Source organism: Limnohabitans sp. (genome assembly GCF_046052825.1).
Taxonomy (GTDB): Bacteria; Pseudomonadota; Gammaproteobacteria; order Burkholderiales; family Burkholderiaceae_C; genus Limnohabitans.
The window spans coordinates 1-15,367 of the sequence record NZ_JAVLFP010000050.1; the positions used below are offsets into that span (position 1 = coordinate 1).

The 15,367-nt window shown below is 60.2% G+C and carries 14 protein-coding genes; 11 read left to right on the forward strand and 3 right to left on the reverse strand.

Features of this window, described 5'->3' with window-relative positions:
• Window positions 1-151: 151 nt before the first annotated feature.
• From ACKWJN_RS08360 to ACKWJN_RS08405, 10 genes are all read left to right on the forward strand, one after another.
• Entirely contained in the window at window positions 152-1,141 is a 990-nt protein-coding gene (locus tag ACKWJN_RS08360) for a malate dehydrogenase (protein ID WP_408595926.1), read from the forward strand.
• Between the two features lie 36 nt (window positions 1,142-1,177).
• Window positions 1,178-2,218 carry an HpcH/HpaI aldolase/citrate lyase family protein gene (locus tag ACKWJN_RS08365; protein ID WP_408595928.1) on the forward strand — a complete coding sequence of 347 codons (1,041 nt, stop codon included), beginning with the start codon at window positions 1,178-1,180 and terminating at the stop codon, window positions 2,216-2,218.
• Entirely contained in the window at window positions 2,211-2,816 is a 606-nt protein-coding gene (locus ACKWJN_RS08370; protein ID WP_408595930.1) for a hypothetical protein, read from the forward strand. The genes ACKWJN_RS08365 and ACKWJN_RS08370 overlap by 8 nt, the downstream gene beginning before the upstream one ends.
• 39 nt (window positions 2,817-2,855) lie before the next feature.
• On the forward strand, window positions 2,856-5,441 hold the full coding sequence (gene acnB / locus ACKWJN_RS08375) for a bifunctional aconitate hydratase 2/2-methylisocitrate dehydratase (protein ID WP_408595932.1): 2,586 nt from the start codon (window positions 2,856-2,858) through the stop codon (window positions 5,439-5,441).
• Window positions 5,442-5,635: 194 nt separating this feature from the next.
• Entirely contained in the window at window positions 5,636-6,112 is a 477-nt protein-coding gene (locus ACKWJN_RS08380; protein ID WP_408595934.1) for a 4Fe-4S dicluster domain-containing protein, read from the forward strand.
• Window positions 6,113-6,134: 22 nt separating this feature from the next.
• On the forward strand, window positions 6,135-7,982 hold the full coding sequence (locus tag ACKWJN_RS08385) for an aldehyde ferredoxin oxidoreductase family protein (protein WP_408595936.1): 1,848 nt from the start codon (window positions 6,135-6,137) through the stop codon (window positions 7,980-7,982).
• A gap of 11 nt (window positions 7,983-7,993) precedes the next feature.
• Window positions 7,994-9,289, forward strand: coding sequence for an NAD(P)/FAD-dependent oxidoreductase (locus ACKWJN_RS08390; protein ID WP_408595938.1), 1,296 nt, complete (start codon window positions 7,994-7,996; stop codon window positions 9,287-9,289).
• Between the two features lie 24 nt (window positions 9,290-9,313).
• Window positions 9,314-9,568, forward strand: a complete 255-nt coding sequence (locus tag ACKWJN_RS08395; RefSeq protein ID WP_408595940.1) for a MoaD/ThiS family protein — start codon at window positions 9,314-9,316, stop codon at window positions 9,566-9,568.
• A 42-nt stretch (window positions 9,569-9,610) separates the two neighbouring features.
• Window positions 9,611-9,925, forward strand: a complete 315-nt coding sequence (locus tag ACKWJN_RS08400; RefSeq protein WP_408595942.1) for a hypothetical protein — start codon at window positions 9,611-9,613, stop codon at window positions 9,923-9,925.
• A gap of 9 nt (window positions 9,926-9,934) precedes the next feature.
• Window positions 9,935-10,183, forward strand: coding sequence for an oxidoreductase-like domain-containing protein (locus ACKWJN_RS08405; protein WP_408595944.1), 249 nt, complete (start codon window positions 9,935-9,937; stop codon window positions 10,181-10,183).
• On the opposite strand, the gene ACKWJN_RS08410 is transcribed toward ACKWJN_RS08405, so the two are convergent.
• The 3 genes from ACKWJN_RS08410 to ACKWJN_RS08420 are packed head-to-tail and all read right to left on the reverse strand — an operon-like array spanning window position 10,143 to window position 13,004.
• Window positions 10,143-11,453 carry a TRAP transporter large permease gene (locus ACKWJN_RS08410; protein ID WP_408595946.1) on the reverse strand — a complete coding sequence of 437 codons (1,311 nt, stop codon included), beginning with the start codon at window positions 11,451-11,453 and terminating at the stop codon, window positions 10,143-10,145. The two genes, ACKWJN_RS08405 and ACKWJN_RS08410, sit on opposite strands and share 41 nt — an antisense overlap.
• Window positions 11,454-11,466: 13 nt before the next feature.
• Entirely contained in the window at window positions 11,467-12,000 is a 534-nt protein-coding gene (locus ACKWJN_RS08415; RefSeq protein WP_408595948.1) for a TRAP transporter small permease, read from the reverse strand.
• Window positions 12,000-13,004: a TRAP transporter substrate-binding protein gene (locus ACKWJN_RS08420; RefSeq protein WP_408595950.1), complete on the reverse strand. Its 1,005-nt coding sequence runs from the start codon at window positions 13,002-13,004 to the stop codon at window positions 12,000-12,002. The genes ACKWJN_RS08415 and ACKWJN_RS08420 overlap by 1 nt, the downstream gene beginning before the upstream one ends.
• Window positions 13,005-13,100: 96 nt before the next feature.
• Between ACKWJN_RS08420 and ACKWJN_RS08425 the strand changes: the two genes are divergently transcribed.
• Window positions 13,101-15,367, forward strand: a 2,267-nt coding sequence (locus tag ACKWJN_RS08425) for a hydantoinase/oxoprolinase family protein (protein WP_408595952.1), incomplete at its 3' end; no start/stop codon positions are given.

Below are 15,367 nucleotides of genomic sequence, written 5' to 3' on the forward strand. Positions count from 1 at the left end.
GGCCATGGGTGGGTGCAAAAGGAAAGGTGTCAGGTCTTTGTCAAGCTCGGATCATATCTTCTATAAGACATAAGACAGGTGCCTTGAGGGTTTTCGAGGGTAAACTTGTCGACATCTTTTTTTCATCCCTCACCTAACTGGAGTTTTCACCATGAGCAAAAAGCCTGTTCGCGTTGCCGTTACCGGCGCAGCTGGCCAAATCGGTTATGCCTTGTTGTTTCGCATCGCTTCGGGCGAAATGCTGGGCAAAGACCAACCCGTGATCTTGCAACTGCTGGAAATTCCTGACGAGAAAGCCCAAAAAGCACTCAAGGGCGTGATGATGGAGCTCGAAGATTGCGCGTTCCCCCTGTTGGTGGGCATGGAAGCCCATGCTGACCCGATGAACGCGTTCAAAGACACCGATTACGCTTTGTTGGTGGGCTCACGCCCCCGCGGCCCAGGCATGGAGCGCGCTGAGTTGTTGGCCATCAACGGTGCCATTTTCACAACCCAAGGCAAGGCCTTGAATGCCGTGGCGTCGCGCGACGTCAAAGTGCTGGTGGTGGGCAACCCCGCCAACACCAACGCCTACATCGCCATGAAGGCCGCACCTGACTTGAAGCCTGGCAACTTCACCGCCATGCTGCGCCTGGACCACAACCGTGCGGCCAGCCAAATTGCCGCCAAGACCGGCAAAGCCGTTGCTGACATCGAAAAGCTCACCGTGTGGGGCAACCACTCGCCCACGATGTACGCCGACTACCGTTTTGCCACCATCCAGGGCGAGTCGGTCAAAGACATGATCAACGACCAAGAGTGGAACGCCAACGTGTTCTTGCCCACCGTGGGCAAGCGCGGTGCCGCCATCATCGAAGCGCGTGGCTTGTCGTCGGCCGCATCGGCCGCCAACGCCGCCATCGACCACATGCGCGACTGGGCTTTGGGCACCAACGGCAAGTGGGTGACCATGGGCATTCCTTCGCAAGGCTGGTATGGCATTCCTAAAGACGTCATGTTTGGTTTCCCCGTGACCTGCGACAACGGCGAATACCAAGTGGTCGAGGGCTTGGCCATCGACGCTTTCAGCCAAAGCTGCATCGACAAGACGCTCAAAGAGCTGACCGACGAGCAAGCTGGCGTGGCCCACCTGATCAAGTAAGCCGCCCCAAGTCAAGCACGACAGGAAGCCATCCGCATGAGCCTCGCTGCCCCCACCGCCCACCAGGTTGGCGGGGGCGCGCATCCGCGCGACGTGTTGCTGGGTGCGCAAGCGTCTCGCGTGTCGTTGCCCGTGTGCGATCACTACAGCGGTGTCGAGGTGCGCATGCGCAAAAGCTTGCAGCTGCAAGCGGAGATGACGCAAGAGTTTGGCACCTGTGTGTTTGATGCCACCTTGGACTGCGAAGACGGCGCCCCTGTGGGCGGCGAAGCCGAACACGCCGCCTTGGTGACCGAACTGGCCTTGGCCGCATCGCCCCAAGCACGCGTGGCGGTGCGGGTGCATCCGGTCGACCATGCCTGCTTTGAGGCCGACATCGCCCACATTGCGGGCAAAGCGGGGCACCGCTTGCGCCACATCATGCTGCCCAAGGTGGAGTCGGTGGCCGACATCGAGCGTGCCGAGCGCGCTTTGGTGAATGCCGGCGCCGCACACTTGCCTTTGCAGGTGCTGATCGAGTCGCCCGCTGCGGTGCACCGTGCTTTTGAGATCGCGGCGCACCCCCGGGTGCAGTCGCTGAGTTTTGGTTTGATGGATTTTGTGTCGTCTCACGGTGGGGCAATTCCTGCGGCAGGCATGAGCTCTGAGGGGCAGTTCAGCCATCCTTTGGTGCTGCGTGCCAAGTTAGAGATTGCCAGCGCTTGCCATGCCCACGGCAAAGTGCCCTCGCACTGTGTGGTCACCGAGTTCAGTGACGTCCAGGCCATGCGAAGCGCCGCCCAGCGTGCGGCCCAGCAGCTGGGATTCACCCGCATGTGGAGCATTCATCCCGCGCAAATACGCCCCATCCTGGAGGCCATGGCCCCTGATGCGGCTGAGATCGACCAAGCCTGCGAGGTGGTGCTGGCCGCCGTGGCTGCCCACTGGGCACCCATCAGCTACCGGGGCCATTTGCACGACCGTGCCAGCTACCGCTTCTTTTGGCATCTGATCGAGCGTGCCCATGCAACTGGCCGTCCCCTGCCGCACGAGGTGCGGCTATTCTTCGGTGATTCACAAGGAGACGGTCATGCGTAACTGGATCATTGCCAGCACCCTGTCGCTGGCACTCGTGCCGGCCACCTTGCTGGCGGCAACGAGCGACGACGCTGCCAAGCCCAAACCTGTGGCCAAGGCCAAGCCTGAGCAGACCCACAAAGCCAAAGACAAAGCCCAAGCCAAGGCCCAAACAGCGCCCAAGCCGGTTGCCACCTACAAGCGCCCCAGCGCACCCGCCCCCATGCTTGCCAGCGAGCCACCCCTGGACCCCGACCGCACGGCGGTGGCCGAGCAAGTGCACACCGGACGCATGGTGTGTGAGCTGGGCAACGCGGTGCATGTGACGCCAGACACGCAAAACGCCGACCACTTTCATGTGCAGATGAACAAGCATCTGTTCCACATGCGCCCGGTGGTGTCGGCCACAGGCGCCATCCGTTTGGAAGACGCCCAAGCCGGTGCGATGTGGCTGCAGTTGTCCAACAAGTCGATGTTGATGAACAGCAAACTCGGCCAGCGCATGGCCGACGAATGCCAAAGCCCCGACCAAATGGCCGTGGCCCAAGCGATGAAATTGGCCCCGCCTGTGAGCTTGCTGGAAGGCTTGAACACGGGCGCGAATTTGGCCAAGAAATAACCCTTCACTTTTTTGATTTGATAGACCGGAGAGAAAACCATGTTGAAAGCCTACCGTGACCACGTGGCCGAGCGCAAAGCGCTGGGCATCCCCCCGCTGCCTTTGACGGCAAAGCAAACCGGCGAGCTCATTGAGCTGCTGAAGAACCCACCCCAAGGTGAAGAGGCCACCTTGGTTGACCTCATCACCCACCGTGTGCCAGCCGGTGTGGACGATGCTGCCAAGGTCAAAGCCAGCTACTTGGCCGCTGTGGCCCATGGCACTGAAAAAAGTGCGCTGATCAGCCGCGAAAAAGCAACCGAATTGTTGGGCACCATGTTGGGTGGCTACAACCTGACCCCGTTGATCGACTTGCTCGACGACGCGGCAGTCGGTGGTGTGGCTGCTGAGGCCTTGAAGAAAACCTTGTTGATGTTTGACCAGTTCCACGACGTCAAAGACAAAGCCGACAAGGGCAATGCCAACGCCAAGTCTGTGTTGCAAAGCTGGGCCGACGCCGAGTGGTTCACCAGCCGCCCCGAAGTGCCCCACAGCATCACCTTGACCGTGCTCAAAGTCACGGGCGAAACCAACACCGACGACTTGTCGCCCGCGCCCGATGCCTGGAGCCGCCCTGACATTCCATTGCATGCTTTGGCGATGTTGAAAAACAAGCGCGATGGCATCACCCCTGAAGAGGATGGCAAGCGCGGTCCCGTCAAATTCATCGAAGACCTGCGTGCCAAGGGCAACCTGGTGGCCTACGTGGGCGACGTGGTGGGTACCGGTTCAAGCCGCAAGTCGGCCACCAACAGCGTGCTGTGGTTCACCGGTGAAGACATTCCATTTGTGCCGAACAAGCGTTTCGGTGGTGTGTGTTTGGGCAACAAGATTGCGCCGATTTTTTACAACACCATGGAAGATGCGGGCGCATTGCCGATCGAACTTGATGTGTCGCAAATGAACATGGGTGACGTGATCGAGTTGCGCCCTTACGAAGGCAAGGCCTTCAAAGATGGCCAAGAGATTGCCAGCTTCACCGTCAAGAGCGATGTGTTGTTTGACGAAGTGCGTGCCGGTGGCCGTATCCCCTTGATCGTGGGCCGTGGCTTGACCACCAAAGCCCGCGAAGCGCTGGGCTTGCCTGCCTCCACCCTGTTCCGTCTGCCCCAAGTGCCGACCAACAAGGTCAAGGGTTTCACCTTGGCGCAAAAAATGGTGGGCCGCGCTTGCGGTTTGCCAGAAGGCCAGGGCGTGTTGCCCGGTACTTACTGCGAACCCAAGATGACCTCGGTGGGTTCACAAGACACCACCGGCCCCATGACCCGTGACGAGTTGAAAGACTTGGCCTGCTTGGGCTTCAGTTCTGACTTGGTGATGCAGTCGTTCTGCCACACCGCGGCCTACCCCAAGCCCGTGGACGTGAAGATGCACCACGAGCTGCCTGAGTTCATCAGCAACCGCGGTGGCATCAGCTTGAAGCCCGGTGACGGCATCATCCACAGCTGGCTCAACCGCATGTTGTTGCCCGACACCGTGGGCACCGGTGGCGACAGCCACACACGTTTCCCCATCGGCATCAGCTTCCCTGCGGGTTCGGGCTTGGTGGCGTTTGCCGCTGCCACGGGCGTGATGCCTCTGGACATGCCGGAGTCGGTGTTGGTGCGCTTCAAAGGCAAGATGCAGCCTGGTGTGACCCTGCGCGATTTGGTGCATGCCATTCCGCTGTACGCCATCAAGCAAGGTTTGTTGACGGTGGAAAAGAAAGGCAAGAAGAACATCTTCTCTGGCCGCATTTTGGAAATCGAAGGCCTGCCCGACATGAAGGTCGAGCAAGCGTTTGAGTTGTCCGACGCCTCTGCCGAGCGCTCTGCCGCCGGTTGCACGGTGCACCTGAACAAAGAGCCTGTGATCGAGTACCTCAACAGCAACATCGTGTTGTTGAAGAACATGATTGCCCAAGGCTATGCCGATGCGCGCACCATCACGCGCCGCATCCAAGCCATGGAAGCCTGGTTGGCCAATCCCCAACTGTTGCAACCCGACGCAGGTGCCGAATACGCGGCAGTGATTGAGATTGACTTGGCCGACATCGTCGAGCCCATCGTGTGCTGCCCCAACGACCCGGATGATGCCAAGACCTTGTCTGACGTGGCAGGTGCCAAGATTGACGAAGTGTTCATTGGCTCTTGCATGACCAACATTGGCCACTTCCGTGCTGCCTCTAAGTTGCTTGAAGGCAAGCGTGACATCCCCGTCAAGCTGTGGATGGCGCCGCCCACCAAGATGGATGCCCAGCAGTTGACCGAAGAGGGCCACTACGGCATCTTTGGCAACGCCGGGGCCCGCATGGAAATGCCAGGCTGTTCGCTGTGCATGGGCAACCAAGCACAGGTGAAAGAGGGCGCGACCGTGATGTCCACCAGCACGCGTAACTTCCCCAACCGTTTGGGCAAAAACACACAGGTGTATTTGGGCTCTGCCGAGTTGTCGGCAGTGGCATCCAAGATTGGCCGCATCCCCACCCAAGCCGAGTACTTGGCCGACATGGGCGTGATCAACGCCGATGGCAGCAAGATTTACAAGTACCTCAACTTTGACCAGATCGCGGAGTACAAAGAAGCGGCCGACAAAGTCGCTGCTTGAAGCCCACCATCGCAGGCCTTGGGCCTGCGGTGCTTCCAAGCCTCTTGCGGTCACGCAAGAGGCTTTTTATTTGGCGAAGATGCAGGTTTAAAGGGTTAACACTTAGGAGAAGCGCTTCCTAGGTTTCCCAAAATGCTGTGCATACCCATTCATCAAGAAGGGGTGTTACCTCATCCCCGCCACAGGAGACACAGATGCAAAAAATTTTGCACATCAACCCCGACAAATGCACCGGCTGCTTGCAGTGCGAGATGGCTTGTTCGTTCGAGAACTACGGCACCTTTGCCACTGCCAAGTCACGCATCAAGGTGTTCGACTTCCACGAGACCGGCAAAAAAGTGCCCTACACCTGCACCCAGTGCGACGAGGCTTGGTGCTTGCACGCCTGCCCTGTGGAGGCCATCACACAAAACAAAACCACGGGTGCGATGGAGGTCAATGAGACCACCTGTGTGGGCTGCAAAGTCTGCACCATTGCCTGTCCTTTCGGCACCATCAACTACGTGCAAGAAACCGGCAAAGTGCAAAAGTGCGATTTGTGCGGTGGTGACCCGGCTTGCGCTTCGGCCTGCCCCACCGCTGCCATCACCTTTGTCGACGCCAACTGGACCGGCCTCGACAAGATGAAACAGTGGGCCAATAAATTGGGCAACCAAGCGTCTGCCGCTTGAGCCAACACCAGGAGAACACATCATGACTTGGGCTGGAAAAATCCTCCGCATCAACCTCACCGCAGGCACCGTCAAGAGCGAGCCCCTGAACATGCAATGGGCGCGCGACTACGTGGGCTCGCGTGGCTTGGGCTCCAAATACCTGATCAGCGAAATCGACCCCAAGGTGGACCCGCTGTCGCCTGACAACAAGCTCATCTGGGCCACCGGTCCTCTGACGGGCACCATGGCCTCCACCGGTGGACGCTACACCGTCATCACCAAAGGGCCCTTGACGGGTGCCATTGCCTGCTCGAACTCGGGCGGCTACTTTGGCGCTGAGCTCAAGATGGCGGGCTGGGACATGGTGATTTGCGAAGGCAAGTCGCCCACGCCGGTTTACCTGTACATCAACGACGGCGTGGCCGAGTTGCGGGACGCCGCCGACATCTGGGGCAAGAGCGTGTGGGAAACCGAAGCCCACCTCAAAAAGACCTTGCAAGACCCGCTGGTGCGTGTGTCGTCCATCGGCAAAGCCGGTGAGAACCATGTGCTGTATGCCTCGGTGGTGAACGACTTGCACCGTGCGGCAGGCCGCTCGGGTGTGGGCGCTGTGATGGGCAGCAAAAACCTCAAGGCCCTGGCTGTGCGTGGCACCCTCGGCGTGGGCAATGTGCGTGACCCCAAGGCCTTCATGAAGGTCACCGCCGAGAAGAAAAAAATCTTGGCCGACAACGCGGTCACAGGCCAAGGCCTGCCAGCCTATGGCACCCAGGTGTTGATGAACGTGATCAACGAAGTGGGGGCCTTGCCGACGCGCAACCACCGCGATGTGCAGTTTGAAGGTGCCAAAGACATTTCTGCCGAAGCCATGGCCACGCCGCGCGAGAGCGATGGCAAAAAACACCTGGTCACCAACCAGGCCTGCTTTGGTTGCACCATTGCGTGTGGGCGTATCAGCAAGATGGACGAGACCCACTTCACGGTCCAAAACAAACCCCAGTACTGGGGCGCGTCCGGCGGCTTGGAATACGAAGCTGCTTGGGCTTTGGGCGCAGCCAACGGTGTGAACGACTTGGAGGCCTTGCAGTACGCCAACCTGTTGTGCAACGAAGAAGGCATTGACCCCATCAGCTTTGGCGCCACCGTGGGCGCCGTGATGGAGTTGTACGAAATGGGCGTGCTGACCCAAGAGCAGTTGGGCATCGACGCCAAGTTTGGATCCGCCCAAGCACTGGCCTTCTTTGCTGAAGAAACCGTCAATGGCCGAGGCTTTGGCAAAGAGATCGGCCAAGGCTCCAAACGCCTGACCGAAAAATACGGCCACCCCGACCTGAGCATGAGTGTCAAAGGCCAAGAGTTCCCGGCCTACGACGGCCGTGCCATCCAGGGCATCGGCTTAGCGTATGCCACCTCCAACCGGGGTGCCTGCCATTTGCGGGGCTACACCATCGCGTCGGAAGTGTTGGGCATTCCCGTCAAGACCGATCCGCTGGAACACGAGGGCAAGCCCGAGTTGGTCAAAGCCTTCCAAGACGCCACCGCTGCATTTGACTCGTCGGGCCTGTGCATCTTCACCACCTTTGCGTGGGGACTGGCCGACTTGGCACCGCAAATGCAAGCCGCCTGCAACGAGGACTACACCACCGAAGAGCTGGAGAAAATTGGCGAGCGCATTTGGAACATGGAGCGCGAGTTCAACAACGCCGCAGGCTTCACCTCCAAAGACGACAGCCTGCCCAAGCGTTTGCTGACCGAAGCGGCCAAGACCGGCCCGGCCAAAGGCAAGGTCAGCATGCTGCCGCAGATGCTGCCCAAGTACTACGACGTGCGTGGTTGGGACGCTGACGGTCGTCCGACCGAAGCCACCAAACAACGCCTCGGACTTTGAGGCGGTAGGTCATGACCCATCACGTCATTCTTGGCGCTGGCCCAGCGGGCGTGATTGCCGCAGAAACCATCCGCAAGCACGCGCCCCACGACCGCATCACCCTGGTGGGCGATGAGGCCGAGCCGCCGTACTCGCGCATGGCCATTCCGTACCTGCTGATCGGCAACATCGACGAGCGTGGCACCTATCTGCGCAAAACGGCCGACCATTTCAAGCACTTGAACGTGACGCAAGTCACGGCCCGCGCGGAATCGGTGGATGTGGCTGCACGCCAAGTGGTGCTCGACAACGGCAGCCGCTTGGGCTTTGACACCTTGCTGATTGCCACCGGGTCACGCCCGGTGCGCCCACCCATTCCAGGCATCGACAGCGCGGGCGTGCACCCGTGCTGGACGCTGGAGGATGCCCGGGCCATCATGGCCTTGGCTCAACCCGGCGCACGCGTGTTGCAAATGGGCGCGGGCTTCATTGGCTGCATCATCATGGAAGCCTTGGCCGCACGCGGTGTGAATTTGAGTGTGGTGGAAATGGGCGACCGCATGGTGCCGCGCATGATGGGCCCGGTGGCCGGCGGCATGATCCGCGACTGGTGCGAGGCCAAGGGTGTGCACGTGTTCACAGGTGCCAAGGTCGAGGCCATTGTGCCCACGGGTGGCGCGCACGACACCACCGATGCGCACCTGCAAGTGCGCTTGTCCACGGGCGACAAAATTGCCGCTGATTTGGTGATCAGCGCCACCGGCGTGAAGCCCTGCATCGACTTTCTCAAAAACAGTGGCATCACCTGCTTGCAAGGGGTGTTGACCGACGAGCATTTGCAAACCAATGTGCCGGGCATCTACGCTGCGGGCGACTGCGCCGAAGCGTTCGACAAGGTCAGTGGCACCACCATCGTCAGTGCCATCCAGCCCAATGCCGCTGAGCAAGCGCGTGTGGCTGCTTTGAACATGGTGGGCCAGCACGCAGCCCTCAAAGGCGTCACGCAAATCAACGTGCTCGACACCCTGGGGCTGATCTCGGCGAGCTTTGGCAACTGGCAAGGCGTGCCAGGCGGCGAACACGCCGAACTCACCGCCGACGGTCGTCACCTGAGCTTGCAGTTCAAAGACGATGTGCTGGTGGGCTGCAACAGCGTGGGCTGGACCGAGCATGTGGGCGTGATGCGTGGCTTGGTCGAGGGCCAGGTGCGATTGGGCCCTTGGAAAGACAAGCTCCAGCAAGACCCCACGCGTCTGATGGACGCCTACTTGGCCTGTGCGCAGGGCCAAGGCCAATGGTCGGGGGCTGCGGATCACCGCCGCCGTTGAGGGGTGCGTGTAGAGTCTCGCGGCATGCAGATCACCTTCAAGCTTTTCGCCACGCTCACCGACTACCTGCCGCCCGCTGTGCGGCGTGACAACCTGATGCAGCTGGAGGTGGCACCTGACGCCACCATTGCCCAAATCATCGAACCCTTTGGCATGCCCCCGAAGCTGGTGCACCTGGTGCTGGTGAATGGCCGCTACATCGAACCCGAAAAACGCTGGACCACCACCTTGGTCGAAGGCGATGTGCTGGCCATTTGGCCGCCCATCGCAGGCGGTTGACATTCCCCTCTCGCACCGCGCTGCGCCCCTACTTTCACTGCTGTGCAATCGCATTACGACGCATCGTTTGCCCGCGAAATGGGCTGCACCGAAGCCGAATGGCTGGGTTGGTTGCCTGCCGCCATTGGCGCGCACGCATGGCAACGTGAGGGGCAAAGCGTGCGCATTGACTTGGGGCCCACCGCGTCGGACGTCGCCCGCTTGCACGTGCGCTGGTCGGTGGGGGCACCGCGTGTGATTGCACTGGCGCGCATTCCACGTTTGCTGGTGCAGTTTGACTTCAGCGCGTGCGACGCCGCTCAGCGCTACACCTTCATGCGCCGCTTTGATCTGTATATGCAGCGGGGCGGCGGTTAAGATTTCGGCATGCCTTTTGAGCGTTTGAAATACATGCCCTTGCGCGACGCCACCGAGGCCCGTGCCATGTTTGCCGTGGGCCTTGTGTTGGTGGCGCAGCACCAGTTGGACATGCGCCCCCCACCGCCAGAGCCGACCACGTGCTGTGGGCGAGGCTGCAACGGCTGTGTGTGGGACGGGTACTTGAACGCCGCCGAGTTTTGGCGCGACGACTTGCTTACTTGTCCACGCCCATCACTGCATCTGGCAGGTACGTGACGATTTGCGGGAACACCGTGATCAACACAATGCAGACCACCAAGCAGCCAAAGAACGGAATCGCCGCTTTGGCAATGGTGTTGCTGTCTTTGCCGGTCATGTTTTGCAACACAAACAGGTTGAACCCCACGGGCGGGGTGACCTCGGCAATTTCAACCAACAGCACGATGAAAATGCCAAACCACACCAAGTCAAAGCCTGCTTTTTGAATCATGGGCAACACCACCGCGCTGGTGAGCACGATCATGCTGATGCCGTCGAGCGCGGTGCCCAAAATCAAGTAGACCACGGTCAACACCGCGATCAAGGCCAACGGTGACAGGTGCATGCCATTGACCCACTCAGCCAGCTCGCGCGGAATGCCGGTGAAGGCCATGGTCTTGGTGAGAAACGCCGCACCGGCCAAGATGAACATGATCATGCAGCTCGATCGGGTGGTGCCCATCAGGCCTTCGCAGAAGTTGTTCCAAGTCAGGCTGCGGCTCCAGGCGGCCAAACCCAGCGAGCCCACCACGCCATAGGCGGCGCATTCGGTGGCCGTGGCGTAGCCCGCAATCAGCACCCAACAGACAAACACAATCAAGGCACCACACGGAATGAGGCTGCGCGAGAGTTTGATTTTTTCCCAGAAGGTGGTCGGTGCATCGGGTGGGGGCACCTGGTCGGGGTGGCGCAAGCTCCACCACATGATGTAGCCGCTGAACAACGCCATCAACAGCAGCCCCGGCAAAAAGCCGGCCAAGAAAATGCGAATGATCGACGCGTCAGCCGCCACCGCGTACACCACCATGGTGATGGAGGGTGGAATCAAAATACCCAAGGTGCCAGCCGTGGCCAATGAACCCAAGGCCAGTTTCTCGCTGTAGCCGCGTTTCATCAACTCGGGCAAGGCCACTTTGCTGATGGTGGCGCAGGTTGCTGCCGAAGAGCCAGACACCGATCCAAAAATGCCACAGCCCAAAATGGTGGTGTGCATCAAGCGACCCGGCACCCGGTTGAGCCAGGGGCGCAGGCCTTCAAACATCTCTTCACTCAGCTTGGTGCGAAACAAAATTTCGCCCATCCAAATGAACAGCGGCAATGCGGCCAGCTCCCAGCTGGCATTGCTTTCCCAAAACGCGCTGAACAGGTTTTTGCCTGGTTGCGTGTCGGTAAAGAACGCCTGACCCACCCAGCCGCAAATGGCCAAGGTCATGGCAATCCACACCCCGCCCGAGAGCAGCAGGAACATGATGAACAGCAACAAGCCGCCGACGAGAAGAATTTCCATAGAACCTTGGGGCTTAGACGTCGGAAGAAAAGTCACCGCGTGCGTGTCGCTCTTGGACCTCGCGCACATAGGTGGGGGTTTGGCCGCGCAGCACCAAGACCAACTCATCGAGCACAGCAATCAGCAACAGCACCGAGCCGATGGCAAAGCTCAGTTGGGGAATCCACATGGGGATGGGCAGCAGGCCCTGGGCGATGTCGTTGAACTCCCAGCTCTCATAGGTGAACTTGCAAGCCCACCACGCCAAATAAGACACCGCGACCGAACCCACGCACAAGGCCGCAAGCTCCAAGCGCTTGCGCCAGGGCACAGACACCGCTTCGAGCAACAAAGTCACACGCACAAAGTCGCCATGCTTGAAGGCGTGGGCCATGGCAAAAAATGCCGCAGCGGCGCAAAACCAAGACACCACATCGTTGACCGCGCCGGTGCGCACACTGAACTCACGCAGAATGCTTTGCGCCACCATCAAGACGCAAATCAAGGCAATGAAAAGGGCCCCCAGGGCCCCTGCTGCCAAGTAGAGCCGGTCGAGAAATCGACGCATCACTTTTTGCCAGCTTTGGGGGCAGCCGGTGCCGACTTGGCGTAGGCGGCAATGATGGCTTCACCATCAGGCCCCGCCTTCTTTTGCCAATCGGCCAGCATGATGCTGCCGACTTGGCGCATGTCGTCCATCAGCTTGGCGCTGGGGGTGACCACTTTCATGCCTTTTTCAGTCAAAGCTTTTTTGTAAAAACCGTCTTTCTCGGCACTGACTTTCCAGCCACGTGCTTCGGCTTCGGCAGCCGTTTTGGTCAAGGCCGCTTGGGTGGAGGGGTCGAGTGCGTCGAAGGCTTTCTTGTTCACGATCACGGCGTTCTTGGGCAACCAAGCTTGGGTGTCGTAGAAGTACTTCAAGCTCTCATAGGTCTTGGTGTCGTAACCGGTGGAGCCCGAGCTCATGTAGCTTTCCACCACGCCGGTGGCCAGGGCTTGCGACAACTCGGCCGCTTGGATGGTGACGGGTTGCGCCCCAATCAGCTCGGCAATCTTGGCAGTGGCGGGGCTGTAGGCGCGCCACTTGATGCCACGCAGGTCGGCCACTGAGTTGATTTCTTTCTTGGTGTAAATGCCTTGCGACGGCCAAGCCACCGCAAACAACAGCTTCATGCCTTGCGCGCCCAGCAGCTTGTCAAGCACCGGTTTTTGCGCGTCGTACAAGCGCTTGGAGTCGGCGTAGCTGTTGGCCAAGAACGGAATGCCGTCGGTGCCGTAGATGGGGTTTTCGTTTTCAAAGTTCACCAACAGCACTTCGCCAATTTGCGCTTGGCCGCCTTGCACGGCGCGTTTGATTTCGTTGGCTTTGAACAGCGACGCGTTGGCGTGCACCGTGATTTTGAGTTTGCCTGCGGTGGCGGCATCCACGTCTTTGGCGAATTGAATCAAGTTCTCAGAGTGGAAGTTGGTCGCGGCATAAGCGGCGGGTAAGTCCCATTTGGTTTGGGCAAAGGCACTGCCAGCGAACAAGGCCAATGAGAGCGCGGTGATTGGGAAGCTTCGACGTTGCATGAAAACTCCTGGGCGGAATGTGTGAAAGAGTAAGCCTTGACTATAACGAACGCTGTGAGCGCCATGACACAGCGCAGCGGATGTCAAAATCCTTGCATGCAAGCGACACCTACCCCTGACAAATGGCAATTCTGGATTGACCGAGGCGGCACCTTCACCGACATCGTGGCCAAGCGGCCCGACGGCAGCTTGGTGACCCACAAACTGTTGTCTGACAACCCCGAGCAATACCGCGACGCCGCCGTGGCGGGCATTCGCCACTTGTTGGGCTTGCAGCCAGGTCAAGTCATTTCGTCCGACCAAGTGGCCTGCGTGAAGATGGGGACAACCGTGGCCACCAATGCCTTGTTGGAGCGCAAAGGCGAGCCCACTCTGTGGGTGACCACCCAAGGGTTCAAAGATGCCTTGCGCATTGCCTACCAAAACCGCCCGCGTTTGTTTGACCGGCACATTGTGTTGCCCGAGTTGCTGTACCAAGAGGTGATCGAAGCGCACGAGCGCATGGGCGCCCACGGTGAGGTGGTGCAGGATTTGGACCTCGCCCATTTGCGCGCCGAGTTGCAGGCTGCATTTGCGCGGGGTCTGCGCAGCGTGGCGGTGGTCTTCATGCACGGGTACCGGTACACCGCACACGAACAAGCGGCGGCCCAACTGGCGCGTGAGCTGGGCTTCACCCAGGTGAGCACCTCGCACGGCACCAGCCCGATGATGAAGTTCGTCAGCCGGGGCGACACCACGGTGGTGGACGCGTATTTGTCACCCATCTTGCGTCGCTATGTGGACCAAGTGGCCGCCGAGATGCCGGGCGTGTCACTGTTCTTCATGCAGTCCTCGGGGGGCTTGACCGACGCCCATGTGTTCCAGGGCAAAGATGCCATCTTGTCGGGACCGGCGGGCGGCATCGTGGGCATGGCACGCACAGCCGAGTTGGCCCAGGCCGAAGACGCACCCGGCGACGGCGTGAAGGTGATTGGCTTTGACATGGGGGGCACTTCGACTGATGTTTCGCACTACGCCGGTGAGTTTGAGCGCGAGTTTGAAACCCAGGTGGCAGGGGTGCGCATGCGCGCGCCCATGATGAGCATCCACACCGTGGCTGCAGGCGGTGGGTCGATCTTGAGCTTTGATGGCGCACGTTTGCGTGTGGGGCCGCAAAGCGCGGGCGCCAACCCGGGGCCTGCGAGCTACCGACGTGGTGGGCCACTGACCGTGACCGACGCCAACGTGATGCTGGGCAAGGTGCAAGCCAAGCACTTTCCCCATGTGTTTGGCCCACAGGCCAACGAGCCACTCGACCATGCCGTGGTGGCGCAGCAGTTTGACGCCATGGCGCGCGACATGCAGCGCACGCCCGAAGCCTTGGCCGAAGGCTTTGTGCAGATCGCGGTGCAACAGATGGCCAATGCCATCAAGAAAATTTCGGTGGCACGCGGCTATGACGTGACGCGCTACACCTTGCAGTGCTTTGGCGGCGCGGGCGGGCAGCACGCGTGCTTGGTGGCCGATGCCTTGGGCATGACCCGGGTGTTGGTGCATCCCTTGGCGGGTGTGCTGTCGGCCTATGGCATGGGACTGGCCGATCAAAACGTGATCCGTGAACAGGCCATTGAACTGCCCTTGGTGAGCGCCAGCATGGACATCCTCGAACAGACCTTGGCCTCGCTCCAGGCCGCAGCACAAGCCGAACTGTTGCAGCAGCAAGGTGCCGCAGGTGCGGTGTCGGTGCGGCGCAGCGTGCATGTGCGCTACCAAGGCAGCGATTCGGCCTTGCGTGTGCCCATGGGCGAATTGCCCGACATCGTGGCTGCGTTTGAAGCCGCTTACCGCCAGCGTTTTGCATTCTTGATGACGGGCAAAGCCTTGGTGGTCGAGGCCGTGTCGGTGGAAGTGCTGCTGGCGGGCGACGCCCCCAGCGAGCAGCGCCACACCGTGCATCCCCCCCGTGAGGTGCCACGTCGCGACACGGTGCGCATGTACGCCGAGGGGGCTTGGCACGACGCCGCGCTGGTGGTGCGCGAGGACTTGCGTGCGGGCGATGTGGTCACGGGCCCGGCCATCGTGGCCGAGAAAAATGCCACCACGGTGGTGGAGCCGGGTTGGCAAGCGCGCTTGAGTGCGCTGGACCACTTGGTGTTGACCCGTCATGTGGCACGCAGCGTGCGTTATGCCGCAGGCACGCAGGTGGACCCCGTGCTGCTGGAGGTGTTCAACAACCTGTTCATGAACATTGCGGAGCAGATGGGGCTGCAACTGCAGAACACGGCCTACTCGGTGAACATCAAGGAGCGGCTGGATTTTTCCTGCGCGCTGTTCGATGCGGCTGGCAACCTGATCGCCAACGCGCCTCACATGCCGGTGCACCT